Raw genomic sequence first — 25,617 nt, 5'->3', positions numbered from 1 at the left:
CGCGTACGAACGGCAATCGGCCAGGGCGAGCGTTGACAGCCTTCCAACGCTGTGTTATCCCCACTGCATTGGCCCACCGACCGGGCGCTTGTCCACAATACGCGGCTCCACACAAAACCCTATGACGATCTGCCGACCCTTCACTTTGCCCCGTTCATTAGTATTCGAATCGTGGAATGGTCGAGCCCTCTGGCTGCTGCTCTGCGCCGCGCTGCTGCTCTTGGCCCCGCCGAGCGCCTTGGCAAAAAAGAAACCGCACCAGACTCCACGCTCCGAACCGGAGCTCAGGATTCTCGACCTGACCGTCTCCCCCAACCCCTATACGGTCTCTTCCGGTCCATTGCAGTTTTCCGCCCTTGTCCAACTCCCCAAAGAGCTGAACGGCGCGACCATCCTGGAAGTGTCCTCATTCATCACATCGCCCTCGAAGAACTCCCTCCGTTTTCTGGCCACCCGTACCCCGCTGGGACCACATGCCGCCTCGACCACCGGCGCAGCCCCTCCACAGATCTCCGTCGTGCTGACGTGGGACGGACTGGACCAACATAAAGTCCAGGCAGAAGCAGGACTCTATCGTTTTGAAGTGCGCGCGAAATTGCTGGCAAACGGAGAGAAGGGCCCCAGAACGCAGACGGTTGGCTGGCCGAAACGCGGAACGATCGAAGTCAAATAACCCGCGAAGAACCCTCCACCCCCCCCAGAGCCCCGCAAGCCGACAGGATGCTCAAAAGGGCTGTCCAGCAAGGCCGCAGACGATGAAAGCACCGGAGGCGTACCCTCTGGGGTACGTTGAGGATGCTTTCGAGGCGAGAACGAAGCTGGCAGACTTTTTCAGCATCCTGCCAATACGTTGATCCGGTGCGCGAGGCACCCGGCCCCGAAGCCATTATCGATATTCATGACGCCGACCCCCGCCGAGCAGGAATTCAGCATCGTCAACAGCGCGGCCAATCCACCGAAACTTGCACCATAGCCCCGACTCGTCGGTACGGCCACAACCGGACAGGCCACCAACCCGCCGACGACGCTGGGCAAGACTCCATCCATCCCTGCGACCACCACGACCACTCGGGCCTGCATGAGCCGGCTTTGACGCTCGAGCAACCGATGAATGCCGGCCACGCCCACGTCATAGAGCGTCTCAACCCGGCTCCCCATCACCTCCGCCGTCACTCTCGCCTCTTCCGCGACGGGAATATCGGAAGTCCCCGCGGTCACCACCAGCACATGCCCTTGCAGCCGGCGCTTGGGGTCGCGAATCGACACAATCCGCGCCTCGTCATGATAGACCGCTCGGCGGTCAAGCCGTGTAATGAGTGCGCCGACTTGGGGAGTCGCACGCGTCGCCAACAATGGACGATGATGTTTCAAGAGGGCCTTCGCAATCGCACGAATCTGCACCAACGTCTTCCCCTCGCAGAAGATGACCTCGGGGAAACCCTGCCGTAACGATCGATGATGATCGAGCGACGCAAATCCGAGATCTTCATAGGGCAAGGTGCGAAGCTGTTCCATCGCCGTCGCCACAGGCAACGTGCCGGTTTGGACTTTTGTCAGCAATCGTTCGAGCGCTGCAGGATTCATGCGTTCCCCTTCTCAGGCTTGGCATCACGCTCCATGAGATCCGTGACCGCCTTGCGGCAGGACTTGCCTTCGAACAATACCGCGTTGATCTCGCGCACGATCGGCATTTCAACATTGTGGCGATGGGCTAATCCCGACGCCGCCTTGGCCGTCCGTACACCTTCGGCCACGGCTTGCATCCCGCCGAGAATCGTCTCCAGCCGTTCGCCTTTCCCTAGCCGAACGCCGACCGTATGATTCCGGCTCAACGAGCCGGTACAGGTCAGCACCAGATCTCCCATGCCCGAGAGTCCGTAAAACGTGCGCGCATCGGCGCCCATCGCCATCCCAAGGCGAACCATTTCAGCCAGGCCTCTCGTAATCAAGGCAGCCCTGGCATTGTGGCCAAGGCCCAGTCCGTCGACAACTCCGGCTGCTATGGCCATCACGTTCTTCAATGCCCCGCCCAATTGGACGCCGGTCATATCGCTATCCGCATAGACGCGCAGCGTGGGGGTCATCAATGCCGCTTGAAACGCGCTCACCAGAGAGGAGTCCCGCCCCGCGAGACAGAGAGCCGTGGGCTGCCTCTGACTCACTTCTGCCGCAAAACTCGGCCCGGACAAAACCATCAGCCTGGAATGTAGCGGCACAGGCAGCACCTCCTCCATCACCTGAGTCATCAACTTGAACGTCTCTTCTTCAACACCCTTTGTCGCACTGATCAGGGGCATAGAGGAGGGCACGAGAGGAGCGAGCTGCTGGAGGACGAGCCTGGCCACATGCGACGGAACGACAAAAAGGAGGCCGTCACAATTGCTCACGGCGTCCACGAGAGAATTCGTCGCGCTGAGCGATGGGGGCAAGGTCGCACCAGGCAGGAAGACCCGATTCTCGTGCGTCTGATTGATCGAATCGACGACGTCCCGCTCATAGGCCCAAAGCCTGACGTGCAGTCCCTTTTCCGCCATGTGTTTGGCGAGCGCGGTGCCCCAGGCACCAGCGCCGATCACGCCGATACGATTCACGATCTGCATAATGTTCACACAGTGCTTGGAGGATGGATGACAGCCAATAGCGGCTCTGGGTCAGTCCTCTGGCGGGCGGATTATAGGAACCGTCTCTCCTGCCTGTCAATGAACGAGAGGCCGCCCTTGAAATTTGTCAAGTCCAGCCCGCTCCGCAGGCCCCCTCAATCGTGGCTGAAATAGCTGAAGTGGCATATGCCTTGCTCCCTCACTGTACGAATGTAAAATGTTCTTCGTCCTAATGCCTCGACCGATTAGGATGAAATGGACATTGTTTTCAAGTGAAAGTGAGGAAGCGAGTGATGAAAACCTTACAAATGGCAAGACCTGTCGTAATCGCAATTCTAGTGGCACTGATGGTGCCAATTGTTCTCTTTATGCCCAAGGCGTATGCAGAATCCTACGTGGCAGGGCAGATAGGACTGGTTAAGCCCCAGAGCCTCAGCGGTGGGAAAGTCACTCAAGACGGGATCGGAGGACTGGACCTGTCCGACCAACCATTGAAGGACTCCCTCGGGGTAGGTGGGAAATTCGGCCATTACTTCTCGAAAGCGCGCTGGATTGGTGTCGAAACGGCGTTGTCCTATTCGACCCCGCATATTAAAGAAGGATCGCTCAGATTTACCGGCGCCGGAGGTTCAGCCACATTGACAGGCTTATCCGGCGTTCACCAACGTATGGTGACATGGGACATGGATGTAATTTTCCGTTATCCAGGCTACCGGCTTCAGCCCTACTTCGGAATCGGTCCTTCTTTCTACTTTGCCACTCTGAAAGGCCCTGCCGCACCGCCAGGACAATCGGCGACCTCGATCGGCTTCAATGTCGAGGGAGGGCTACAATATTATCTGACACGTCAATGGACCCTCTTCGGAGAAGGGAAATTCAATCGCGCCCGCATGGACTACTCCTCAAACCATAGCAATGACAGCGCTGATCCATTTGGATTTCGCGCCACCTATAGTGCCTTTACCCTCTCCGTCGGTATTGGCTACCACTTCTGATAGACAAACCACCCACTCCTGCTTACAAGGATGCTCAACAAGTCTGTCAGCAAGGCCACAGCCGATGAACGCACCGGAGGCGTAGCCTCAGGACTACGTTGAGGATACGTTCGAAGCGAGAACGAAGCTGGGAGACTTTTTCAGCAGCCTGCTAGTAAAGCAGCGCAGTTCCGTGTAGCCTACGCACCAGACTGCGTATGAAACTCTGCCCATCCTGCCGACATGAACTCCCGGAGATCAGCCGTTACTGTACGCAGTGCGGCCAGCGGCTTCATGCTGACCTGATTGAGGTCCCTCCGCCAACAGCTCCACGGATCGAACCACAGCCGGAGCAGCTGAACCTTCAACTTCTGTATGGCATGGTCGCTGCGCTACTCCTCGCATTCCTCTTCCCACCCTGGGAAACTCCGCTCCCACAGGAACCAGAATTTCTCGGCCTTCACTTTATCCTTGCGCCTCCCACACCTGACGCCATCGTGAGCCGACTGCTGCTAACGATCGAACTCGTCACCATCGCCATCGCCGGGCTTTACGCTTCTTTTCTTTTCAGGCAAAAACCCTGATTTGCGTAGAACGTCATCCGTCACACGGTATTCCTTCCTTTATCCCTGCTATCCCTGCGCGGCTGCTCAAAATGTTCCGATAGCAAGGCCGCAGGCGAGCAAGCACCGGAGGCGTACCCTTAGGGTACGTTGGGGATGGTTGCGAGCCGAGAACGCAGCTAGCGGACATTTTCAGCAGCCGCTCGAATCAGTCGAGAGCGAGGGTAAGACACTTCGCCGATCCGCCCGACTTCATAAATTCATCGAGCGGGACCGGATGGGGGAGATAACCATGCGAGGTCAACTGGGATTCTGTGTCCGGGCATCCGTCTGGCAGCACGACATGTTTTCCGACACAGATGGCGTTGCAGGCAAACCGGAGCGCTTCAGATTCCGATACGACGAGACGTCTAGCAGGCGCAATCCGCTCGGCAAGCGCCTCTTGCCCATACCGATCGAAGGCAGAGGGGAAATACAGGAGTTCACCTCCGCTCAAGGGACATAAGCAGGTGTCGAGGTGATAGAACCGGTTGTCGACCAGTTCGAGTGGAATGATTTCCCGGTGAAACCACTCGCTGAGCGTCGGGAACACACGGATATCCGATCGCTGTCGATACCCACCGAACCAGGTATCGGAAAAACCCAGGAGATCCCCGGCCCCCTCGAAGAAGCAGCCAGGATCCAACTTAACGACGTCGTACCCCTGGCCCCGAAACCATTCTTCGAAGTAGACCTCCTCCCGTTGCCGCTCCGGATAGCGAAACCGGCTCGGCACAGCCTGACGCCCAACGACAATGCCGGCGTTCGCCGTGAACACCAGGTCGGGCAGTCCAGGCACCGGCTTCATTCGCTCCAGCACCGCGCCCACATCCTGTTCGAGCACCTGCATGAGATGATGCCATTGCCGGTTGGCCTCCTCTGAATTGACGGCGTTCGAACGGCGCATCCAGGGATTAATTTCGTATTCGATGCTGAAGTAGTCCGGTGGACAGACCAACAGGCGACTCATAGCTTCCACCCCAATTCACGCGCGAGCTCGCGGAAGAACGACGCCGCATCCATGACCAGTCCGACTGCCTGAAAACTTCCTCGATCTGCAAGCTTGGTTGGGACGGCCGGATTGATATCGACACAGACGGAGGGAATCGTGGCAGGCAGCAAATTACCCGTCGCCACCGCATGCAGCGTCGAGGCGACGAGCAGGGCCAGTCCGACACCGGGGATTGCCCGACGCATGGTGGCTTGCGCCTCTACTGAATCCGTGATCACGCCGGGCAACGGGCCGTCATCCCGGATCGTGCCGGCCATGACAACCTGAACACCCCTCCTGACGCAGGCCGCCATAATGCCGGTCTTGATGACTCCCGAACGAACTGCGGCCTCGATGCTCCCGATGGCCCTGATCCGATTAATCGTTCGCAAATGATGTTCATGCCCATGCGGCAGGACCCGACCGGCGGCATCTCCATAGCCGAGGGACGTGCCGTAGAGGTCGACTTCCATGTCGTGAGCGGGCAGGGCATTCCCGCAGAACAAGACATGGATGAATTCTTCCTCAATCAGCCATGTCAGCGCATCGCGCCCTCCGGCATGAACAATCGCCGGGCCTCCTGCCAACAGCACTTTGCTGCCCACGGTTCCTTCCCGGAACCCTGTTCGCAACTGCACCAGGCGTTTGGCAATGTCGCTGATCACGCGCCCATGGGGACGCTCGGACGACACCTGCGACTCCATAAAGCTGAACACATCGCGGTCACGTGGCCGTTGCAGCGGAATCACCCGCACACCCTCACGACCGGTCACAATCAAATCGCCTTGCCGTACTTCTCCCATAGGAAGGGTACGGGCCGTCAGGCCAGCCCGGTCTACGCGAATCCCCATGTCCATCTCGATCCCCTCCACCTCCACCCACTGCTCACGCATGCGCACCTGGGTAGACAAATGGGTCGTCGCGTAAAACTCGTCGGGAAAGATACCGTCCGCCGGCGCCGCAGCCAGTCGGCAATCCCGTTCATTCTCAACCGACGCGCCGTGAGGTTGAATGGCATGGAGAATCTCGCTAAGCAATGTCGCCGTCGAGGCCCGCACGATGATCCTGGCGCGCGACGGCTCCTCGCGAGTCTTGCCGATCTGCACATCTTGAAGGTCGAAAGTTCCACCCAACATCAGAATCCGATCCAGGACCTTCGCCAGGATCAACGAATCGATGATGTGGCCTTGGAGGATGACGGTTTCTTGGTCTTGCATCGTTCAAAACCATTCGAGGCTAGAGGCCAAAGGCTAGGGGCTAGAGGGAAGCAGTTCATCGCCAGGAGCTAATGCCTCTGATAAGTAATGATAGCACGCACTCATGACAGACAACCCTGCTTCTATGTGAAGACGTCTGATCGCTACCCTTGGCCTCAGGCCTCTGGCCCCTCGCCTACCTTCATCAATTCCCGTAAAACATTCGTCGCATAAGCGCCAGGCGGAAGCGAGAACGAGAGCGTAAGCACGGTGCTATCTAAGGCCCAGTCCAAATCGACAAGGCGCGTTCGGAACGAGCGCCGTTCCCCGCGAAACCCGCAAGCTTTCGCGGCTTCGGTGAGACTCTCCGGCGTGGCGCCGCTTTCGACCACCACAGCCCGTTCGATCTCGCCAGGCTCTCCCGTGGCCCAGGACACGCGCGACCCGAATAGGATGCCGGTGGGACTGATTTCGAATTGGTCCGCCCTGGGCTGTTCCACTGCGGCATCCTCGACCAGAAAACAGGCGCCGTTCTCCATTTTCATGGCCCAGTCTCCCACCAGGATGCGATCGATCCGATCCAGCCGCCTGGCCAACATGGCATTGAAAAAGTGCGACTGATAGGAATTGAGATACCACATGCGCTTGGACCGGCTCAGCTTGTTGCGGCGAACAGGGTCCACCAGCAACTCGGCTCCCGTCTGATAATTCAGTCCACTCCGTCCCTGCCGTTGCGGGCCGAAATAGTTCGGCACCCCTCGCCGCGCCAACATGTCCGTGACCAGGGGTACCGTCTCGCGGGCATGGCTGGCGACATCCCTGATCACCAACCGGAAGACATTGCCGGCATGATGCCCCGGACGTAACCGATTGCGATGTCGCCCCAGTACCTCCACCGACAACAACTGTTCGTCCACTTTCAGCCGATCCAGCCGGTCAGGCGTCACACCCAGCAGTGAAATCATCTGCGTCGTCACGGCCCTGGCATCTTTGAGTCCCGCCACCCCGATCGCCTGCGCTTTCACCCCCAAGACCGAAGAGAGTCGCAACACGAGATCCGGAGTGGAGAGCAGGCGTTTCTTGATCTTGATATAGAGATGTTCCCCCTCGCCGCAAGGAAGATAGAGCGGACGTTCCTCGACCTGGAAATCTTCCGGCAGCGTCCGCATCTGTCCGCCGATGCCCGGTACGGTCGCAGTCAAAAACGGCATGGTCATGGTCTAACAGGCCCCCTCTTCATTCACGCGTCATCGCTCTTACCACGTCGTCAATCCCTATGAGGGACAAGACAACTCACATGGTATACTTCTCCCATGCGCTTTCACCCAGTCTCCAGTCACAGGATCGATCAGAAACCTCGGACCTACCTACTTGCGGCAGGCCTGTTCATCACCATTGTGCTAATCGCACTGTTCCCGGGCGACTCATCGAGCAAAGAGCGCACGATCTTTCAACAGTTCACACAACATATCGGCAAACAAATCCACCACGACAAAGAGGCCTTTGCGCGAGCGAACAACTGCCTCTCCTGGTTTTATCAGGCGACCAAGGTGCCTCCCCCGTCCGCGCAGAGAATCAGCTGGAACATGACGCCGGCATCCCAGCTCGACCGGGATTGCCCTCGCGATTATCCAGGCGGAATGGATGACGCGCGGGATGATTTTTCCAAAACCCAGTCAGTCCTCTCGGTTAGCCTGACCTTCTACGAGTTCGCCCTGGTTGCCGACAGAAATGACGATGCCATCTACGGTCCAACGGAACTTCAAGACTTGTTTCGTTGCCTCTCCCTCCCCTACCGTCAAGGGGATCCAACCTCGAAACAGGTCGCGGAACTGACGGAGCGATTCGACAGCTGGTACCGCAGCCGTAACATGGACGCCTTGATGCAAGGCATGAGCGATCTCTACGGGCGGGGCTATCGTGTGACCCCCTCAGATCGCGTCGAGCTGGATCGGATGATGGGATGACTCGACGCACGAGGTCCTGGCCAGACCGAGCCCGCTCCTTCATCGGACATTCCCTCAGTGAACCACTCTATCGGATGTTTAGCCTCGTGCCCCATTGGGACATCGGACTCTCCCGCCACGAAGTCTCACGGCTGTCGTATGTACATGGGCCCTTGGCCGGCAAACGGGCCGTCCATTTGAGCGATCTGCATCTCGACTGCTATCTGCCGCGACACGATCTCATTGTCGCCGCCACCGGAGAGCTCCAGCCAGACTGGATCTTCATCACCGGCGACCTGCTCAACGTGCCGGAAGGCCTGCCTCATATGTTTCGATTTCTCGCCGCCTTGCGTGAGATTGCCCCCGTCTTCATCACCTTAGGCAATCATGATCACTACAGTGGCGTGCCGATCGATCACTATGCCGAACTCGCGGACCGCCATAAGATCACCCTCTTGATCAATCAGACCACCTACATCCCCATAGACGGTGGCGAGATCGCCATCGTCGGCGTCGACGATCCCTCGCTGCATCGAGCCGACTTACGCTGTCTGCCGCCGAGCGCGCAGAACCGCTACACGCTGTTGCTGGCCCATGCCCCGAACATCCTCGATCAACTGGAAGACCACCATGCTGTCGATCTGATCCTCTGCGGACATAGCCACGGAGGCCAATGGCGTATCCCCGGCATCCCAACCTTCTGGCTCCCGCCCGGATGCAATGGACGGATCGAGGGACATCATGGAGAACCTGGGCGACGACTCTATGTCAATCGTGGACTCGGATGGTCGTTTCTTCCGCTGCGATGGAATTGCACCCCGGAAATCGCCTGTATTGAATGGGTCCACGAACAGGCACAAGCAGAAGACTGAAGGCTAAAGGCTGAAGGTCGAGATTCGAAACCTAAACACTTCAGCCTTCAGACGACTTAATCCGCTCCAGAGCTTCCCTCGATCGACTCCGGACCGTTTGATCCCAATCCTCTGTCATCATCGTCGTCAATACTTTCTCCGCCTCGCGCGCACGCAATCGGCCTAATCCCAGCGCCGCGCTGGAACGGACATAGGCATGGTCATCTTCCAGCGCCTTGAGTAACAGAGGGACGACGGTCATGTCGTTCAACACACCCAAGTGACTGGCCGCCATCCCACGAATCCGATGCTGCTTGTCATCCAACGCCCGTTGCAGGATCGTTGCAAAGAGCTCACGTAACGCAGGTGTGACGGGCTCCAAGCCTTTGGCGCGATACTCGTTCACCTCAATCAAGGCAAAGGCGATCTCCAGCTTCTTCTCCCGCCCCTTCGCCTTCTCGAACAAGGCCAAGAGCGTCGCTCGATCGCGTCGCTTCACTCTGCAGCGATTGATCGATCGGACCACCATCCATAGGGCTGCCGCAATCACCAATCCGGCAAACGCCATGGGAATGGCTTGATCAATCACAAACTCCTGAACCTCAAGCGTCAAACGCTTCCAGACCCAGACGCACGTAATGACGAAGCCGATGACGACCCCAATGGCGGTGAGATTCGCCTGTCCTGATTCATTCCCTCGCATAGGACCGCATCATAGGGAGGCAGGCATTGCGCCGTCAACGGACGTCAAGCCCACGTGATGGTTACAATAATTAATCTGATCCATCCCCTAACTCTTCAACTGGCGGCATAATTGATCCTCTAGTGGAGCATCGAGCGAAGTTGTGAACGACCCCTTCAAACTGGCTCGCTATCTCTCAAGGATGGGAGCTGATTGATCTTCCCCTGCGCGCTTCTACTCTATCTCTACTTCCTTCAAGGGTAGCCTGGTCGATCCTCAATTGCGCGCGTCGAACGAGCACATTCTGATCGTGCGCGTTCCGCGAGCAGGAGGACGACCAGGCTGCCCGCCATCCCCTCCCCCTACTTGAATTTCCGTTCTAATGCGGACTATCCTCTCCTCATGGACTTGCCGGATCTCAAAGACGACCCCTATCTGAAAGTACTGCGCCCGCTCGTCGAGGCTTACCTGGCCTTTTGGCGCGTCGATAGCCGACATATTCGCTCGATGAAGCTGACACCGTCACAATTCGACGTCATCGCCACACTCGGGGATACCGACGGCATGACCTGCTCCGAGCTGTCTTCGAAAACGCTCGTCACAAAAGGCACACTCACCGGTGTGCTCGACCGCCTCGTCGCAAAGGGGCTCATCAGACGGGACGAGGTCAAGGGAGACCGCCGTTGCACCCATGTACGGCTGACCGACAAGGGCAACGCCCTGTTTCAAAAAGCCTTCGCCGCACATATCGCCTTTATCCGACCGTTCTTCGAACGGGCGCTGAATCCGAAAGATGCCGAGACGGTACGCATGCTCCTCCTTCGTCTCCACGACAGTTTCCAACAGGAACCTAGCTAACGCCGTCACTCTTCTGCCTATGCGTTTGACGATTCTCGGATCCGGCACGAACCTCCACCCCACACGGGCAGCCTCGGGCTATCTCGTCCGCACCGACCAGACAATGCTCTTGGACTTTGGCCCGCGCACGCTGACAAATCTCCTCAAGACCGGCATCAATCGGCATCGAATCACCCACATCCTCTTCTCTCACTACCATGCCGATCACTTTTCAGACTTCATCACCTACTTCTTCGATGCGATGATCTTTACGAAATACGAAGGAGGGACGCGGCCGCCACTCACCGTGATCGGCCCGCGCGGGACCAAGAAGTTTTTCCGGTCCCTCTTCACCACCATGCCGGGCTTCTCACATGCGCCGTTCGCCGTTCATTTCAAAGAAGTGGCCGATCGGGCCTTTATGATTGGCAAGACGAGGGTGATTCCTCGAACCGTGACCCACACAGAGCATCTCCATTGCCTGGGCTATCGAATCGAATATGGCGGGAAGTCCCTAGCCTATTCCGGCGATTCACAATACTGCGACAGCCTGGTGCGTCTCTGCGGGGATGTCGATCTGGCGGTGCTGGATTGTTCGTTCCCGGCGAGCCGACCGAATCCGGTCCATCTGCATGCCGGTCAATGTGGGCAGGTGGCTAAAGAAGCCGGAGTCGGCACACTCGTCTTATCGCACTTCTATCCAATCACGGAACGATACAATGTGCGAGAGCAGGCGGGGGAAGCATACGAGGGAAAGATTGTGGTGGCGCGAGACTTAATGTCGATCAAATTGTAGCAGGCTGCTGAAAAAGTCCGCCAGCGGCGTTTTCGGCTCGACAGGGTCCTCAACGTACCACAAGGGTACGCCTCCGGCCTTGTCCTCGCCTGCAGCCTTGCTGGACGAACTTTTTGAGCAGCCTGCAACGTTGATGACACTTCCGGCCAATCCCGATTTTCCCGCGAGTCTCGCGAGACTCGCCTATGCGTTACAGTCCGCCTTCGCGGTTATCGCAACCAAGAATTTCGATGAACTTCGTCAGGCGGGCTTTCTTGAGAGGGTCGTCGAGCTTGGAGTAGATGGCCAGGAGGTTTTTAATCATGCGGGAGAGGATCGCTCGGACCGGACTCTGCTGGAGATACTTCTCGTCGACTCCATAGCCGGCTTCCGTGAGAAAGCGCTGACAATTCTTCTCGGTCAGCAACGCCCCCCCGTTGAAACAATCGACGAACACTTTGTAGCGGTCCGATTCGTACTTCACAAGGAAATGCCCCGGCATCCCGATTCCATATACCGGAAGGCCCAGCCGTTTCCCGACGAGGAGATATACCGTGGAGAGGCTGATCGGAATACCCGTGCGGCGGTCGATCACGCAGTTGAGGTAACTATTCTCTAACTCGTAATAGTTCTTGGTATTGCCCTTGAAGCCCTGCTCCGTGAAGAGGTACCGATTCAACGTCTTGATCGTTTCCTCGCCCGATGCGCGGGGGCCGATTCGATCCTGAACTTCCTGCGCCATCTCGTCGAGCTGTCTGGCATAGGAAGACACGGTGAGGGTGGGATAGGCATAACGGGCGATCAGAAAGGCGCCCTGCTCAAGATCCATTGAGCCTTCAGGACGCGCCGCCAGCTGCGTGAGTTCATCCTCAAGATTGCCGCCGCGGATTTCCTCAAGGATCGAGACGAATCGATCGGCCATTTCAGGCTGTTCGATTTCCGCTTCCTGCAGGAGAGGAACGGCTGAGGGACCGATGTCGATGAGCCTCCCACTGATGGTCCGGACGATCTTCTCGTCCTCATCGGCCAGTAGTCGGATCAAGGCCCTGATTTGGCTCTCGTTGACCAGCATGGTGGGACTCCCGGACAGCCCGCCCATTAGCCCATGGCCCGACGGAACGCTTTGGCGCTCCCGTAGAGACAGATCGCGTCGAATATGATCATGACGACCACCACCATGGCGACGTGAGGGAGCGCCTCAGTCCAGCCGGAAAGAATCAACGGCCGCACCGCATCGATCGCCCAGGTCATCGGATTGAAGCGCGCCAGAAATCCCATCCACCCGGGCATCGCCTCCAAGGGCACCAGCGCCGAGCTCAAGAAAATCATCGGGAGCGACAGGAATCCCAGGACCGAAAAGAAATCGCCGTGACTCTTCACGGAAAATGCCATGGCCATGGAAATGGCCGTGAGACCGACACCGAAGAGCATCCCGATCATGAGAATGGCGGCGATGCCCAGCAGCCCCGTCACCGGTTGGACACCGAACAGAAAGGCGACGCCGAGGATCACGAGCACTTGGAGCGAGGTAATCGTCATCACGAAAATGAAGCGGCTCAGGATCACAGAACTCCGATGGATCGGCGTCGTCATCAACCGTTCCAGGAACCCGTTCTCCTTGTCGAACAGCAGATCGACACCCCCGGCCAGTCCGTTATTCAGCACCGTCATGACGACCACACCGGCGGTCAGAAAGCTGATGTAGTTCGGGGCCTGCGTCACCTGCACGTCCGCGGCCTTCTGAAACAGGTTGCCGAAGAAGATCAGCCAGAACAGCATCGGCTGCACGAGCGTGAACAACATACTGAATTTTTCGCGGCTGAGCCGTCGGACCCACCGCATCGTCAATGCATGAATTTCTTGCCAGTACTGCGCCACTGTCTCTCCTTATACCGTCTGAATGTCTTGAACCGATTCGGTCATGGACCGTCCCGTATGGGCGATGAACACATCGTCCAACCGCGGCCGGTGATATTCGATAAACTCCAGCCGGCAATCCAATCGATTGGCTGACTCAAGAATGGCCGGCAGGGCCTTCTCCGGCGAATCGACCCGGATATCCAGGCCGGTGGCGGTCGCCTTGACCGCTCGCATGGCCGGTTGTCCCGTCAGGGCAGACACCAATACGGGGATCTTCGTCAGATCCTTCAGGGTCAACGACACGATATCGCCACCCAGCCCTATTTTCAGTTCAGTCGGCGTCCCGAGCGCCTTGATCTTGCCGACATCGATGATGGCCAAGCGATCGCAGAGCTGGTCTGCCTCATCTAAATAATTCGTCGTCATGACGATCGTCATGCCGCGCGCTTTCAACATCCGCACATAGTCCCAAATCCTGAGCCGGCTCTGCACATCCAAGCCCAACGTCGGCTCATCGAGGAACAGGATCTTGGGATTCGGCAATAGACCGCAGGCAATGTCGAGCTTCCGCTTCATGCCGCCGGAATAGGTCTTCGCCGGACGATCGGCTGCCTCTTCCAGTTCCACCAGCTTCAGCAACTCGCCGATCCGTTTCGTCGCTTCAGCCTTTGTCAGGTGATAGAGCGCGCCGAGCAGCTCGAGATGCTCCCGACCGGTGAGAAAGCGATCGATCGCCCGCTCCTGGGGCACGTAGCCGATGAGTTGCCGGACGACGTCCGACTCACGCACCGTATCGTGGCCCAAGACGCTCGCCGTGCCAGACGTCGGCGCCAGCAGCGTGATGATCGTCCGAAGCGTCGTGCTTTTCCCCGCTCCGTTCGGTCCGAGCAACCCGAAAATCTCGCCGGCATAGACATCAAACGACAGATCGGAGACGACCGTCTGCTCGTCATAGGTTTTCGTCAGGTGCGACACCTGGATAGCGATCGCGCGATCCATTAGCCCCAACCCTTCGCACCGGATTGATCGTGCATCATGAACTCGATGAGGTCGCTGAGACGGCGGGCTTGTTGGTGAAGACTGTCGGCCTCCAACAGAAACTGCTTTTCCAAGGGCGTACACTCCAAGTAGGTGGATAGGGTGTTGACGAAAATCTCGTCGCTGACTTCTTCACGGAAAAACTCTTGCCAGGTGGGCGCCTCATCGCGGGACCGGAGATAGGACTCCAGGATGGTGAACAGGCGCTGGCGGACCATGGGGTCCAATGACGCCTCAACGCCATGAACCGTGACGGCAATGGTGGCCTCACGATAGGGCTTGTCGTACCATTCGCGTTCAATCTCAAACCGTTCCAGGCCTTGCAGCATGATATTGGATCGGCCATCGGCCATCGGCTGCACACTCACCAGCCGACCGACACAGCCCGTCGAGAACACAGGCGGATGGCCGTAATAGTCCGTTTCCCACCCGTCCTTGAGCAGGGCCATCCCGATACATTGCCCGCTCATCGCCGCATCCGAGACCATGGTGCGGTAGCGTGGCTCAAAGATATGCAGGGGCAGATAGGTCTTGGGGAACAACACTACGTTCGGAAGCGGGAACACCGGAATCCTCAAGGGAATAGGAAACGGCGTCGCGCTGTCATGCCGGTCATGTCCGTGGGGCTCTCGCCCGTGGTCGGTCTGCATGGCTCACGATAGCTGATGATCGGCAAAATTGTCAACGGAAAGAGCGGGGCCTCGCTCACCCGCTAAATTGGTAAAACCCTCATCAATACAGGGGATTTGTGCCACCTGCCGAAGCATGCTATAAGCGCTGGTCGCAGTTGTTCCACCTCACGGACGGTCCTTCGCGCATGGCCAACGTTCGGCGTCATCTTCGGCATCTCCTCCTGCTGTCGAGCGGTCTCCTCGCCGTCGTGCCGGGACTCGCGGCCGATACGGCAGAGGAGTTTCGAGTCGCCCGGGAGGGCTATCGCTATACCTTCCCGCGCGATCACGGGGCGCATGAGGCGTTTCGCACCGAATGGTGGTACTACACCGGCCAACTGACGGCGAAGGACGGCCGGTCGTTCGGCTATCAACTCACCTTCTTCCGCCGTGGCATGCCGCGCGAGCAACTCAAGACCCTCCCCTCACAATGGGCCGTCACGCAACTGTACCTGGCCCATTTCGCCGTGAGCGATCTCAGCAAGGGCCGATTTCGTTATGCTGAAAAGATCAGCCGGGCCGGCCTGGGCAAGGCCGGTGCGGTGGACGATCGCCTTCACGTCTGGATCGATCGGTGGAGCGCCGAGTCGCCAGTGGCCAGTCCTGGCACACAGACCCTGACAGCGGCAGACGGTGACCTGGCCCTCCGGCTCACAGTCTCGCCGGACAAACCACTCGTGGTACATGGCACCAACGGCATCAGCCATAAAGGCTCAGACCCTGAACAGGCGTCCCACTACTATTCCTTCACCAGACTCGCCACGAATGGGACCGTCACCATCGGCGGCGAATCCTTCGATGTGACCGGCACGAGCTGGATGGACCATGAGTTCGGCTCGGCGGAGCTTGGCAAGGATCTGGTCGGATGGGATTGGTTCAGCCTGCAGCTCGACGACCAGAGGGAACTGATGCTCTATCGGCTGCGCCGCTCTGACGGGTCAGCCGACCCCGTCTCCAGCGGGACCCTCATCGACCGGGAGGGTCACGGGCAACATCTATCGATCGAAGACTTCACGCTGGAACCCACGAGTTACTGGACCAGTCCTGCGAGCAAGGGCCGTTATCCGCAACATTGGCGCCTGACCATTCCATCCCTACAACTTTCGTTGGAACTCGTTCCGCTCATGGCAGAACAAGAACTCTCGACGACGCGCAGCACGCAAGTAACCTACTGGGAAGGCGCCATCGAAGCCCGCGGCACGACGCAAGGACGGCCCATTCAGGGGAAAGGCTATATGGAGCTGACGGGCTACGCAGAACGATTTAACAAGAAGCTGTAGGGGTTGAGGCTGGTCTGCCTGCTCCGGACGGGTCGGGGAACGGGGTCTGCTTGATCTCCTGTGCTCGCGCGACGCGCACGCAAGACTTATTGTACTTTGACACTATGGTTGGTGCTCATCGCATGCGCGCAGTGGGAGATCAATCAGGCCCCATTCCTCCAAAAGAAGGAATGAACAAACGCTACCATCCTTCAATCATATCGCACTGCTAGCTGACGCTTGACATGAGAGGCATGCATTTGCCGCCCAGTGCACGTCCTCTCAATGGGGAGGTTAGACGTCACTGACACCAAACGCCTTATAGACGAGGGCTCGAAGTTCGAGATCACATGCGCCGAACTCGTCAACAAGCTCAATTATTCGATCGACCTGAGCCTTGCTCCTGCGGGAAGCGAATTCACATCGACCAGTTCCTGTGGTGTTAGGTACTGATCGAGATACTGATAGGGATCTCGTTTGCCAGCAAGGACCACCTGCCGAAATATGATGTTCCACCAAGAGCAGGAACTGACCGCGTTGATCCGATTTGAACAGCGCCTATAGTCTGCGATTAGCGATCCCGCTGAGTTATTAAGCGCGTCGTTCAACCACTCGTGAAATTCTGTTACGTCGCGGACGTACTCGTCAATGAGGATGCCGAGGTCAATGCCTTTGGGGTGGTCGCGAACATAGGCTCTTGCAAGTGCAGTGTACTCACTGGATCGAGCCAGCTGATCCGGCCACAACATGAACTTAGAAGTTGGCTCTTCATTTCGCCACGAGGTGAGCTGCCAGCTTGGCTGATGAAGGGTCACATGGATTAAATCGTTGCGAAGGTCTTGAATAAATCGGTGGCGAGGATTCTTCGCGAACGATGAGCTAACGCGCTCCTCATATCCTGATAGCTCTACTTTCTTGCGAAGTGCACGAGCCTGATCTGTAAGTGTCATGGCACTGGAGGCAAAGAGGTAGAGCAGCTCCTGAAGCTTTGCCTCAAAAGCATCGAGGTCGCTACGCCGATTCCTGCGGAAAAGGTGGCCGCCATGCGCTTCTGCATGAAAGCGTACGAGGAGTTCGTCGAACGATTCAGCTGCACCCTCAAATATATGGAGTACCGACTTAAGCGATAAAGAACGCTCGGCAAGGTCTCGGCCTGGATGTTCATTAACTAAACGCCGTGCATCCGCGAAGCTCTTCCAGGCTGCGGCGACCAGGACCTCCTCGTTCCACGGGAGTGGACCCAAGCTATAAGTGGACGGGACCGATGACATTTCCTCGTGAGGCATAAACCACTAAATGAACTGCTGGAAAATATAAGGGGGCCTGACTGAGCTAACCCGGGTTTGAGTCTAGGCCTCTTTCACTTCTCTATTAAAGGCATACCCGCTGCTAACAGCTCACGCTTTAGCTCTGTTCCCCACCGTGCATCAGCATCCATGCGGATATACACGATCCCGTCGAAATCTGAAGGAGTCTCGAGACCTGGAGTAATCAGGGCACAAACGCGCTCCTGGCCGAGGTGAGACAGAAAGTATCCCAGCTCGAGAATGACATTCTGGCGAGCACGTGGCGCTAGCTCTTTGCCTCTCAAACCACCGACATCGTCATCCGTCATAAGAACGATCGCGAAGGTTACCAGCTCCGCCTCCTCAATGAATTTAGTTAGCAGGTGACGGCCCATATTGGGCTGCTCATGAAGAACGATCCCAACCAATCCAACCCTCGAGAGAAACGACACGATGGCCGATCTAGCAGATTCGTTTTGACCATGTACAACAAATACACGGTTTGGCGAACGACCGGCTGCTCCTCCATCACCTCGCTTCCGAGGCGATTCATTGCCGGCTTCGGGAATGCCGGCTGACAGCCTCTTCGCGTCGGAATCTTGAGGAGTTCCCAGTCCGGCAGATCGCACAATGAATACGGAGAGCAGAGAGTTCTCAGCGGTGGTGACAGCTGGATGTGCGAGCGCAAACTCAATAATCGCATTGGCTCGATCTCGCCGACTGCCGGCAGCGCGCCCAGCAACCAAGCCCTCCACTCCGACCTCAAGGATGAAATCGTCGATCTTAGTGTGGCCCCATTCTGAAATGATGTCTCGAGCGCGGAGCAGGTCTTGCCGACGCGGCGCTGGCAGTGGTTTATCCTTGAATAGTTCGATTACATAGGGATTGAGTTTGTGGCCTGCAGCGGAAAGCACATGAAAGAGATCTTGATCTTTGATAGCCCAATGATTGCGGCTGAACTCGAATTGTTCTATGTCAAGCTCCGTGCGGAGCTTCCATAGATCGTCATTGAGAATTGGGGGCTCAGTCGGAAAGGACACGACCGTAATCTTTATGTCAGCACCTGCGTCGTGAATGGCAGTGATCTGTCCCACATAGGCCCGTTCTTCGCCCCGCCCCTCCTGCATATAGACGCACGGCCACGACTTGATACAGTCAATAGATTCCACTGAAAGAGGCCGTAACTGTGCTGCAGTCGCTTCACTCGTGTACTCAAGGAAACGATCCTTAGAAACTTCGAAAGTCCCATCGGCTCGATCCTCAACTTGCTGAGACACCAGCAGACTATACACAGATGATGAACCCCTAATTTATCGCATCAAGGACTGCTGGACCAGCTAATGAAACTTACGGAATCTCCCCCGTAAACTCGTAGCCCCTTCGTCGAACTGCGCCCCAATATTCCTCCTTTGCGAGCTGATGTCAAACCTCGCTTGCCCGGATAGACCGCCTGACCTCGCTGCGCATCCAGCTATTGGCCCGCGCCGAAGCAAAGGGGGTTGACCCCTTATTTCCCCTTGCAGCGAGGCGGCTGGCGGAGTCTCACCTGCGCGCGTCGAACGAGGCCCTTCTGAGGGCGCGCGTTCCGCGAGCACAGGAGCCCCCTAGTCCGCCCTCTCTGCCCGTTCCAAGGTCACTCGCCTATCTCTTCAAGGGCGGCCTGGTCGATCCTCTATTGCGCGCGTCGAACGAGCACATTCTTATCGTGCGCGTTCCGCGAGCAGGAGGACGACCAGACCGCCCGTCTCCCCCGCTCCTTGACTCAACGGCGACGCCTATGATTAGGTCCACGACTGTCATGCTGATTCGTATTGTCACCACATTCGCCGCGCTCGCCCTCCTCATCTTCTCTCTCGGCTGCCAGAAAGACAGTGAGGCGATCGTCTCCATCGCCCTCCATCCGACCAACGCGAACATCCTCTACGTCGCCACGAACGATGCGGTCTATAAGTCGCGGGACGGGGGCCAGTTGTGGGAACGGTTCCCGAGTTTTAGCGCCAGGCGCGTGACGACGCTTGCCATCGATCCGCAGTTCCCCGCTACCATCTATGCCGGCACGATGGCCGACGCCGTCTACAAGAGTCCCGATGGCGGGCAACATTGGCTCCCCCACAACGTCGGGCTCAAAGAACACGTCTCCTTCATCAATGAATTCGTCTTTCACCCGACCGACCACGACCAGATCTACACCGCTACGACCGTCGGCGTCTTTTACACGAAAGACGGCGGACGTGAATGGGAAGAACGCATGGCCGGGATGAAGGAGGTCCACATCGTGGTCTCCATCGCCATTCATCCCCACGATCCACGCATCCTCTTTGCCGGAACGACGGGAGGGGTCTACCGATCCGACAACGCAGCGATGGGATGGAAGAAGGTCAACAACGGGCTGATTCCAGAACAGGAACTGATGGGAGGCATGGCGCTGGGGGTAAATGCGCTGACGTTCGACGTCGTGAACCCGGACATCATCTATGCCGGAACGACGAAAGGCCTTTTCCGTTCCGCCACGCGCGGAGACCAATGGGAACGGATCGGGCAAACGCTCCCCGATCTGTTCGTGAGCAGTATCTTGATCGACCCGGTCGAGCCGAAAACCCTCTATATCGGAGGGCCGAGCGGCGTCTGGAAGAGCCCCGACAGCGGACAGACATGGACGGCGATCAACAGCGGACTGGGCTCGCTCAACATTCGCACCCTCGGCATGAGCCCGCGCGACTCACGCATGCTGTTTGTCGGCACGAATGGCAGTGGCCTCTACCGCTCGACCGACGCCGGCGTGACCTGGACGCCCCTACCCCTTACGGCCAAGCCAGCCCGAAGTGAACCTCAATAGTTCCAATCGCGATCCATCAAGGCCCCGGCAAACCATCACCTACCAAGGGGCGGCTGAGATGATCCCTATTGCGCGCGTCCAACGAGGGCCTTCTGAGGCCGCGCGTTGCGCGAGCACGGGGATCGGCCCAGCTGCCCCACCCCCTTTTCAGCAGCCCACTAATAGCCGGTCTTGGATGATGAGTCGCTGTGCCGGTAGCGACTGCTGTAGGACAACATCTGGTCCGACAGGGCCTTCCATTCTTCCGCCGTCATGAGGTCCTTCATCTTGAAACGGAGCGCAAGAATCTTCGCGGCAGACTGCATGCGCTGATTATTCGAATCATCCAGGACCTTGGTGAACTCCTCAGGAGTCGCCGCGTAGTTCGCGCTCAACTCATACAGCTTACGATGCCCCGCACGAGCGACCTCGCGGCTCGCCTTCAATTCCGCGACGATGTCGTTCACGACCGCTTTGACCTGCGCAGCTTTCCCTTGATCCTTGACCGTACGATCGATCAACGACGCCATGTCCTGCTGGCCCTTCTGCCAATAGGCATCGCCCTTCCCCTCACTTATCATCCCATGATGATGGTGGGACGAACAGCCCGCCAACGCAACCACGGCCACGAGCCCGAGGACATACTGCTGAATGTGCTTCATGGGATCCTCCTGATAAATAAAGATGGATGAGCTGTTGTCACGGCTGCGGTCCTTCCCGTATCATCCCCTTCACCACTATGACTGACCCGCTCACAACCCCAGCCGATTATACCCTGACGCTCCGTGAGGAGTTTCGTCATCACCTCGAAACGTTCTATGCCCAGCTCAAACTGGCACCGCCCTACGAGAGCGTCGAGAAGGCCATTCGCTCCCTCACGACTTCGGTCCATGCGTTGCCCCCGAATGAACGAGACCGCCTCGCCACTGACGCTGCCGCTCGCTGGCAGCACTTTCGCCAGGCATTCGAAGCCTCCGGGCTCAGCAAAAAGCACCGAGGCATCATCGGTGGCCTCGCCCGCAACCGATCCAGCCTGAATCTACCAGCTGAGTATGATCAGTTCCTGAGCCTCTACTCTTAGCAGGAAGCTGAAAAAGTTCGCCAGCATCGTTCTCGCCTCGAACGCATCCTCAACGTAGCCAGGGGCTACGCCTCCGGTGCATTCGTCGGCTGCGGCCTTGCTGGACGAACTTTTTGAGCATCCTGTAGGTGGACACCCTCCGGCCTCACTGTGGGACCATCGGAATGGTTGCACACCAAAGAAGCTTTTCTACAGCCTGCCAATTCAAGAAGGCAGCCTCGTGCCTTCAAGTGCTTCCCTGAGTTCGTGATACACAGTCGTCAGCCTGGCGTTCTCCAGCCGATAGGCGAAAATAATGGTCAATGCTCCGGACAGGAGAAACACCAGTCCCAGTCCGACGATCCCAAGTGCCAGCACTACCCCACCAAGTACGGCGAGTTCGCCTTCAAGGAACAAACCGATCAAGGCCCCGACCGTACCCACCAGCACCAGCACAAACCACGTGCCGGTCAACAGCGCAGAGGACCAGGGCGTGAGTTTACGGCAGACCACCGACAGGATATCGCCGTCTGGAGAGAGCGAGATCAGGCCCTTTAACGGCCACAATGTTCGAAAGCCGATGGCAAAGAGCCGATACTTCTGACGAATCACGATCTGGTTCAGGTGCGGGAACCACCGCGCAGTGCCATGCGGCAAGACCAACAGCCCTTCGGCATCGAACCGATCAGCCAGTTGCGACATCGTGATGTGCGTAAATCGATCCTGCGTTCTGGCCACCCCGCAACCATACCGGCTGGCATCCGGCGTGAGACGCACGAAGTAGAGCCAGTCACCGAGAATCAGGCCGAGGCACAACACCACGGCGAAAAAACCTGCGAGGATCATGCTCGTACCTATCCCATAGGGGCGACGATCGAATCAAGTGACGGAGCCAGGAGACCCTGTTGACTCACCGCAGCGAGTTGGCTACAGTAGCCCCGTTTGTTGTTCGGGTGGGGCTCCTCGCTCCTATTCAGATGCTCTGCCGCATACATTTCCCCATTGAAGCTGCGACCATCCGGGTAATCCCTGCTTCGTCGGGGAACGCCAATCGCACAAGTTGTGGAGTCGGAGGTGACATGGATTTAGCGAAAGTTGAGCGCGTCTACACGTCCTACGCCGGAATCTATGATCGGATTTTCGGCAAAGTGTTCCACGAGGGGCGTGAGTCCGCGATCAGAAATTTAGACGTTCAGCCTGATGAAAAAATTCTTGAAGTCGGAGTCGGCACCGGGTTGGCCCTGCCGATGTACCCTCGCCATTGTCAGATCGTCGGGATCGATTTCTCGGAAGGCATGTTGGATAAAGCAAAACAGCGGGCGGCAGAGCACCGGATGGACCATGTGCTGCTCCATCGAATGGATGCCGGTGCCATGGACTTCAAAGACGACAGTTTCGACACCGTCGTCGCGGCCTATGTCGTCACGGCGGTCCCCGACTACCGCAAGGTGGTCAACGAAATGATCCGCGTCTGCCGGCCCGGCGGTCGCATCATCATGCTGAATCACTTCAGCAACGACAATAAGATCATCGCCGCCATGGAGAAAGTCATCTCCCCTTTCACGAAACACTTAGGGTGGCGGACAGACCTGTCGCTTCAGACGGTGCTGGATGGCACGTCGCTACAGGTGGCCCGGAAGCAGAATGTGAATCCCTTGCGGTTCTGGGTCTTAGTGGAATGTGTGAACGGGAAACACGTGAACGGAAAGACGCACCTCAACGGCGCAAAAAACGGAAGCAGCGCCCCTGCCTATGCCCCGCTTAACGGGAGTCATCGTACCAATGGAGAAGCACTGGCCTAGCAGGCTGTTGAAAAATTCCGTCAGCGTCGTTCTCGCTTCGTTCAGACCCTCAACGGGGACCCGGCCGCCGCACACTACGTTTCAGCCACTCGCTGCTGCTCGAACGACTTCCAGTTCTGCCATTCCCCGCCGGGAATAATCGTATTACCCACCAGGCACTGGCCTGAAAATCGTTGCACGATCACATCAGCCAGGAGCGAAAGCACCTGGCCGGTATCGCGACCCTGTACCCCGCGAACCCGCAACACCAGGCCGAATCCTGGTCCATCGAGCGGTCCATACAGCATGCAATGGACCCCTGTGGTATCCCCTGCCTCCTGCATCGAGACCGGCAACAGATCTCCTTCCCACTGAATGGACGAATGCCGCCCTGCTGACGGCGTGGTGGCCTGCCAGGTACAGGGCATACCGGCCACCGCCAGCTCCGCCAAGAGCCACGTCACCGTCGGCCAGTCCGGCATCTCGCTTTGAAAGGTCCATTGCGCCACCTGTTCCAACGACAAGGGCTCAAGGCTTGGCGCCGCCACTTCCTCCAACTGCGCTTCGTCGCACACCACATAGAGTTCGCCCTGCGGATCGAACCAGAAACGCAATTTTCCGTCGGTCAGCTCCGCCTGGATAATCCCGAGCGTCGAGCAATCGGCCCCTTCCTGCTCAAACATGGAGAAGTCCGTCACGCCGGTCATCGTCATTTTCGCCACGCGAGCCATCTGGCGAATACGATAACGAATCACGACCGTGACGGTGGTCCCAGCCAACACTTCGCGGCCCGAAGCTTCATCCAGCAACCGCCGCTTCGATACCTGCACGTCCGTCACATAGCCGCCGCGAAACCCGCCGGTGTGGCCAATGAGCCATCGCACATCCTCGATATTCACCACTTGATATTTCATAGGATTATGGCTTGCGAAACTCTCGAAGGATGCTCAGGAAATCCAATCAACCAAGATGCACCAAGGTTTGCAGGCTGCTCAAAATGTTCCGATAGCGAGGCCGCAAGGAGAGCAAAGACCGGAGGCGTACCCTTGGGGTACGTTGAGGATGTTTGCGAACCGAGAACGAAGCTAGCGGGCATTTTCAGCAGCCTGTCAGGCTAGAAGAGGGGCTGTTGCTGCTTGAGCCCTTCAACCTGACGCACCAACTCTTCCACACGATCCTGCAGGCGGGCATTCTCCAGCCGGAGCAGGTCTAACCGATTCAACAGTTGTTCTTGCTGGATCGCTGTCCATTGCAACGTTCGCCGCAAACCCTCCAGCTCCAGCTGCGTCTGTTGCTGTTCGTCGATCTGAATTGCCATATTCCTTACGAGCCCTGCAAAGAGACCATCGTGTGCCCAGTATAATTCTTGGGAGCGCGGGCGTCTATCCCAACCTTCGTCAACGTTTGGGCCATACTGGTTATGCCAGGCAGGGGACAGAGACTCAACACATCACATTGAGAGTCGAATGCGTCGGGAGTATCGGGGGTAGTTGTAGCAAAACGGAAGGAGAAACGGCTAGCGCTTGCTGATCGGACTCCACCAGGATACGACGGGACGCTGCGGTCGAGACCGAATCGTGGTGGGTACTTCATAGGACCAGCGCTGATCCAGACCCGCAGCTCGACAGAGAGTCGCCGCGATAGCGGCTTCTTCTGCCCCTTGATTCACCATGACAAACAAGCCGGTGGCGGTCAGATTCGACGCGATTCGAGAAAAAATAGCATGCGGCGTCAACAGGGTAAGTGGAAGCCGCCAGGCCAAGACCGGCGCCGGTGTGACGAACGGATACCAGGCCGTCACCACATCGGCCTGCTGATCGTACTGCGCATAACTTGAGACGACAAAACTGGTCTGCGGGAGCCCCTGGACATAGCCCTGTGCATAGTCCCAACGGCTATACCCGTTGGCATAGATGCGATAGCCCTCCACTTCCACGCCGGTCAGCGAGGAAGGATGGAAGAACGACTGGAGGACACGCGCGTACCAGAAATTGCTTGAGCCCACGTCATGCACGACAACCGCTGCGGGACGAGGCTGTCCCCATGCCGTCCAGGCTTGATTCAAGATATCGAGGTACTCGTAACTCTTCAGAGCGGTCTGCTCCTCACAGTATCGTTCGAATCGCACGGTAAATTTGCGTCTCAGAACGGCAATTCTCGCTTGTTGGCCATCGGCAAGCGCAGACAATTGGGCGGCCGGCCGCTCTCGATAGATCCCGCGTGACCAGCGAAGGCCCTCCCCGAGCCGATACCAGAACGCGTGGTACCCTGAGCGCAGCCGTTGGCGAAATGTATAACAAGAGGGGGCGCCTGTGCCGAAAGCCGGAAACATGCCGGCAGACTCAGGAATAGCCGTCTCGATAACATTCTCCATATCTCCTTGTCGGTCACAT

General features: G+C 57.7%; 27 protein-coding genes. 10 read left to right on the top strand and 17 right to left on the bottom strand.

Annotation, left to right across the window (positions count from 1 at the left end):
- The first annotated feature begins 121 nt into the window (after positions 1-121).
- A complete protein-coding gene (locus Q8N00_14105; protein ID MDP2383925.1) occupies positions 122-673 on the top strand; it encodes a hypothetical protein in 552 nt (183 codons plus the stop codon).
- Between the two features lie 158 nt (positions 674-831).
- Here Q8N00_14105 and larB read toward each other — a convergent pair whose 3' ends face one another.
- Both larB and Q8N00_14095 read right to left on the bottom strand, forming a co-directional pair.
- The gene (gene larB / locus Q8N00_14100) at positions 832-1,584 is read right to left on the bottom strand and encodes a nickel pincer cofactor biosynthesis protein LarB (protein ID MDP2383924.1); all 753 of its coding nucleotides are present in this window, start codon (positions 1,582-1,584) and stop codon (positions 832-834) included.
- The gene (locus Q8N00_14095) at positions 1,581-2,594 is read right to left on the bottom strand and encodes an NAD(P)H-dependent glycerol-3-phosphate dehydrogenase (protein MDP2383923.1); all 1,014 of its coding nucleotides are present in this window, start codon (positions 2,592-2,594) and stop codon (positions 1,581-1,583) included. Before Q8N00_14095 ends, larB begins: the two co-directional genes overlap by 4 nt.
- Positions 2,595-2,893: 299 nt before the next feature.
- Between Q8N00_14095 and Q8N00_14090 the strand changes: the two genes are divergently transcribed.
- Complete coding sequence (locus tag Q8N00_14090; protein MDP2383922.1) at positions 2,894-3,595, top strand: outer membrane beta-barrel protein; 702 nt, start codon at positions 2,894-2,896, stop codon at positions 3,593-3,595.
- A gap of 750 nt (positions 3,596-4,345) precedes the next feature.
- Here Q8N00_14090 and Q8N00_14085 read toward each other — a convergent pair.
- The 3 genes from Q8N00_14085 to Q8N00_14075 form a co-directional block, all read right to left on the bottom strand.
- On the bottom strand, positions 4,346-5,146 hold the full coding sequence (locus tag Q8N00_14085) for an arginine deiminase-related protein (protein ID MDP2383921.1): 801 nt from the start codon (positions 5,144-5,146) through the stop codon (positions 4,346-4,348).
- A complete protein-coding gene (locus Q8N00_14080) occupies positions 5,143-6,384 on the bottom strand; it encodes a TIGR00300 family protein (protein ID MDP2383920.1) in 1,242 nt (413 codons plus the stop codon). The genes Q8N00_14085 and Q8N00_14080 overlap by 4 nt, the downstream gene beginning before the upstream one ends.
- A gap of 155 nt (positions 6,385-6,539) precedes the next feature.
- Entirely contained in the window at positions 6,540-7,580 is a 1,041-nt protein-coding gene (locus tag Q8N00_14075) for a tRNA pseudouridine(13) synthase TruD (protein MDP2383919.1), read from the bottom strand.
- Between the two features lie 96 nt (positions 7,581-7,676).
- Between Q8N00_14075 and Q8N00_14070 the strand changes: the two genes are divergently transcribed.
- Complete coding sequence (locus tag Q8N00_14070) at positions 7,677-8,330, top strand: hypothetical protein (protein ID MDP2383918.1); 654 nt, start codon at positions 7,677-7,679, stop codon at positions 8,328-8,330.
- A complete protein-coding gene (locus Q8N00_14065) occupies positions 8,327-9,181 on the top strand; it encodes a metallophosphoesterase (protein MDP2383917.1) in 855 nt (284 codons plus the stop codon). The genes Q8N00_14070 and Q8N00_14065 overlap by 4 nt, the downstream gene beginning before the upstream one ends.
- A gap of 40 nt (positions 9,182-9,221) precedes the next feature.
- Here the strand turns inward: Q8N00_14065 and Q8N00_14060 are convergent, their stop codons facing one another.
- Positions 9,222-9,863 (bottom strand): HEAT repeat domain-containing protein, encoded by a 642-nt coding sequence (locus tag Q8N00_14060; GenBank protein ID MDP2383916.1) that lies wholly within the window; start codon positions 9,861-9,863, stop codon positions 9,222-9,224.
- 381 nt (positions 9,864-10,244) lie between these two features.
- Between Q8N00_14060 and Q8N00_14055 the strand changes: the two genes are divergently transcribed.
- Together Q8N00_14055 and Q8N00_14050 are read left to right on the top strand one after the other, a co-directional pair.
- The gene (locus Q8N00_14055) at positions 10,245-10,700 is read left to right on the top strand and encodes a MarR family transcriptional regulator (GenBank protein MDP2383915.1); all 456 of its coding nucleotides are present in this window, start codon (positions 10,245-10,247) and stop codon (positions 10,698-10,700) included.
- Positions 10,701-10,719: 19 nt separating this feature from the next.
- Positions 10,720-11,475, top strand: coding sequence for an MBL fold metallo-hydrolase (locus Q8N00_14050; GenBank protein ID MDP2383914.1), 756 nt, complete (start codon positions 10,720-10,722; stop codon positions 11,473-11,475).
- Between the two features lie 190 nt (positions 11,476-11,665).
- Here the strand turns inward: Q8N00_14050 and Q8N00_14045 are convergent, their stop codons facing one another.
- The 4 genes from Q8N00_14045 to Q8N00_14030 are packed head-to-tail and all read right to left on the bottom strand — an operon-like array spanning position 11,666 to position 15,002.
- Positions 11,666-12,526: a transglutaminase-like domain-containing protein gene (locus Q8N00_14045; protein MDP2383913.1), complete on the bottom strand. Its 861-nt coding sequence runs from the start codon at positions 12,524-12,526 to the stop codon at positions 11,666-11,668.
- 26 nt (positions 12,527-12,552) lie between these two features.
- A complete protein-coding gene (locus Q8N00_14040; GenBank protein MDP2383912.1) occupies positions 12,553-13,332 on the bottom strand; it encodes an ABC transporter permease in 780 nt (259 codons plus the stop codon).
- Between the two features lie 9 nt (positions 13,333-13,341).
- Positions 13,342-14,313, bottom strand: a complete 972-nt coding sequence (locus Q8N00_14035; GenBank protein ID MDP2383911.1) for an ATP-binding cassette domain-containing protein — start codon at positions 14,311-14,313, stop codon at positions 13,342-13,344.
- Entirely contained in the window at positions 14,313-15,002 is a 690-nt protein-coding gene (locus tag Q8N00_14030) for an LON peptidase substrate-binding domain-containing protein (protein ID MDP2383910.1), read from the bottom strand. The genes Q8N00_14035 and Q8N00_14030 overlap by 1 nt, the downstream gene beginning before the upstream one ends.
- A gap of 167 nt (positions 15,003-15,169) precedes the next feature.
- On the opposite strand from Q8N00_14030, the gene Q8N00_14025 reads away from it, so the two are divergent.
- A complete protein-coding gene (locus Q8N00_14025; GenBank protein ID MDP2383909.1) occupies positions 15,170-16,303 on the top strand; it encodes a lipocalin-like domain-containing protein in 1,134 nt (377 codons plus the stop codon).
- Between the two features lie 356 nt (positions 16,304-16,659).
- Here Q8N00_14025 and Q8N00_14020 read toward each other — a convergent pair whose 3' ends face one another.
- A complete protein-coding gene (locus tag Q8N00_14020) occupies positions 16,660-17,553 on the bottom strand; it encodes a hypothetical protein (protein MDP2383908.1) in 894 nt (297 codons plus the stop codon).
- 89 nt (positions 17,554-17,642) lie between these two features.
- A complete protein-coding gene (locus tag Q8N00_14015; GenBank protein ID MDP2383907.1) occupies positions 17,643-18,737 on the bottom strand; it encodes a nucleotide-binding protein in 1,095 nt (364 codons plus the stop codon).
- A gap of 608 nt (positions 18,738-19,345) precedes the next feature.
- Here Q8N00_14015 and Q8N00_14010 point away from each other — a divergent pair.
- Positions 19,346-20,404, top strand: coding sequence for a hypothetical protein (locus tag Q8N00_14010; protein ID MDP2383906.1), 1,059 nt, complete (start codon positions 19,346-19,348; stop codon positions 20,402-20,404).
- A gap of 158 nt (positions 20,405-20,562) precedes the next feature.
- On the opposite strand, the gene Q8N00_14005 is transcribed toward Q8N00_14010, so the two are convergent.
- Positions 20,563-21,045 (bottom strand): hypothetical protein, encoded by a 483-nt coding sequence (locus tag Q8N00_14005; GenBank protein ID MDP2383905.1) that lies wholly within the window; start codon positions 21,043-21,045, stop codon positions 20,563-20,565.
- Between the two features lie 77 nt (positions 21,046-21,122).
- On the opposite strand from Q8N00_14005, the gene Q8N00_14000 reads away from it, so the two are divergent.
- Positions 21,123-21,464: a hypothetical protein gene (locus Q8N00_14000; GenBank protein ID MDP2383904.1), complete on the top strand. Its 342-nt coding sequence runs from the start codon at positions 21,123-21,125 to the stop codon at positions 21,462-21,464.
- A gap of 204 nt (positions 21,465-21,668) precedes the next feature.
- On the opposite strand, the gene Q8N00_13995 is transcribed toward Q8N00_14000, so the two are convergent.
- The gene (locus Q8N00_13995; protein MDP2383903.1) at positions 21,669-22,289 is read right to left on the bottom strand and encodes a hypothetical protein; all 621 of its coding nucleotides are present in this window, start codon (positions 22,287-22,289) and stop codon (positions 21,669-21,671) included.
- Between the two features lie 233 nt (positions 22,290-22,522).
- On the opposite strand from Q8N00_13995, the gene Q8N00_13990 reads away from it, so the two are divergent.
- Positions 22,523-23,245 (top strand): methyltransferase domain-containing protein, encoded by a 723-nt coding sequence (locus tag Q8N00_13990; GenBank protein MDP2383902.1) that lies wholly within the window; start codon positions 22,523-22,525, stop codon positions 23,243-23,245.
- Positions 23,246-23,319: 74 nt separating this feature from the next.
- Here Q8N00_13990 and Q8N00_13985 read toward each other — a convergent pair whose 3' ends face one another.
- The 3 genes from Q8N00_13985 to Q8N00_13975 form a co-directional block, all read right to left on the bottom strand.
- The gene (locus Q8N00_13985; GenBank protein MDP2383901.1) at positions 23,320-24,138 is read right to left on the bottom strand and encodes a hypothetical protein; all 819 of its coding nucleotides are present in this window, start codon (positions 24,136-24,138) and stop codon (positions 23,320-23,322) included.
- Positions 24,139-24,338: 200 nt separating this feature from the next.
- On the bottom strand, positions 24,339-24,542 hold the full coding sequence (locus Q8N00_13980; GenBank protein MDP2383900.1) for a hypothetical protein: 204 nt from the start codon (positions 24,540-24,542) through the stop codon (positions 24,339-24,341).
- Positions 24,543-24,740: 198 nt separating this feature from the next.
- Positions 24,741-25,598, bottom strand: a complete 858-nt coding sequence (locus Q8N00_13975; protein MDP2383899.1) for a hypothetical protein — start codon at positions 25,596-25,598, stop codon at positions 24,741-24,743.
- Positions 25,599-25,617: the final 19 nt, after the last annotated feature.

This window comes from Nitrospirota bacterium, assembly GCA_030684575.1.
In the GTDB taxonomy this organism is placed as follows: domain Bacteria; phylum Nitrospirota; class Nitrospiria; order Nitrospirales; family Nitrospiraceae; genus Palsa-1315.
The sequence above is the reverse complement of the archived record's forward strand: the minus strand, read 5'-3'. Positions and strand labels throughout refer to the sequence as shown.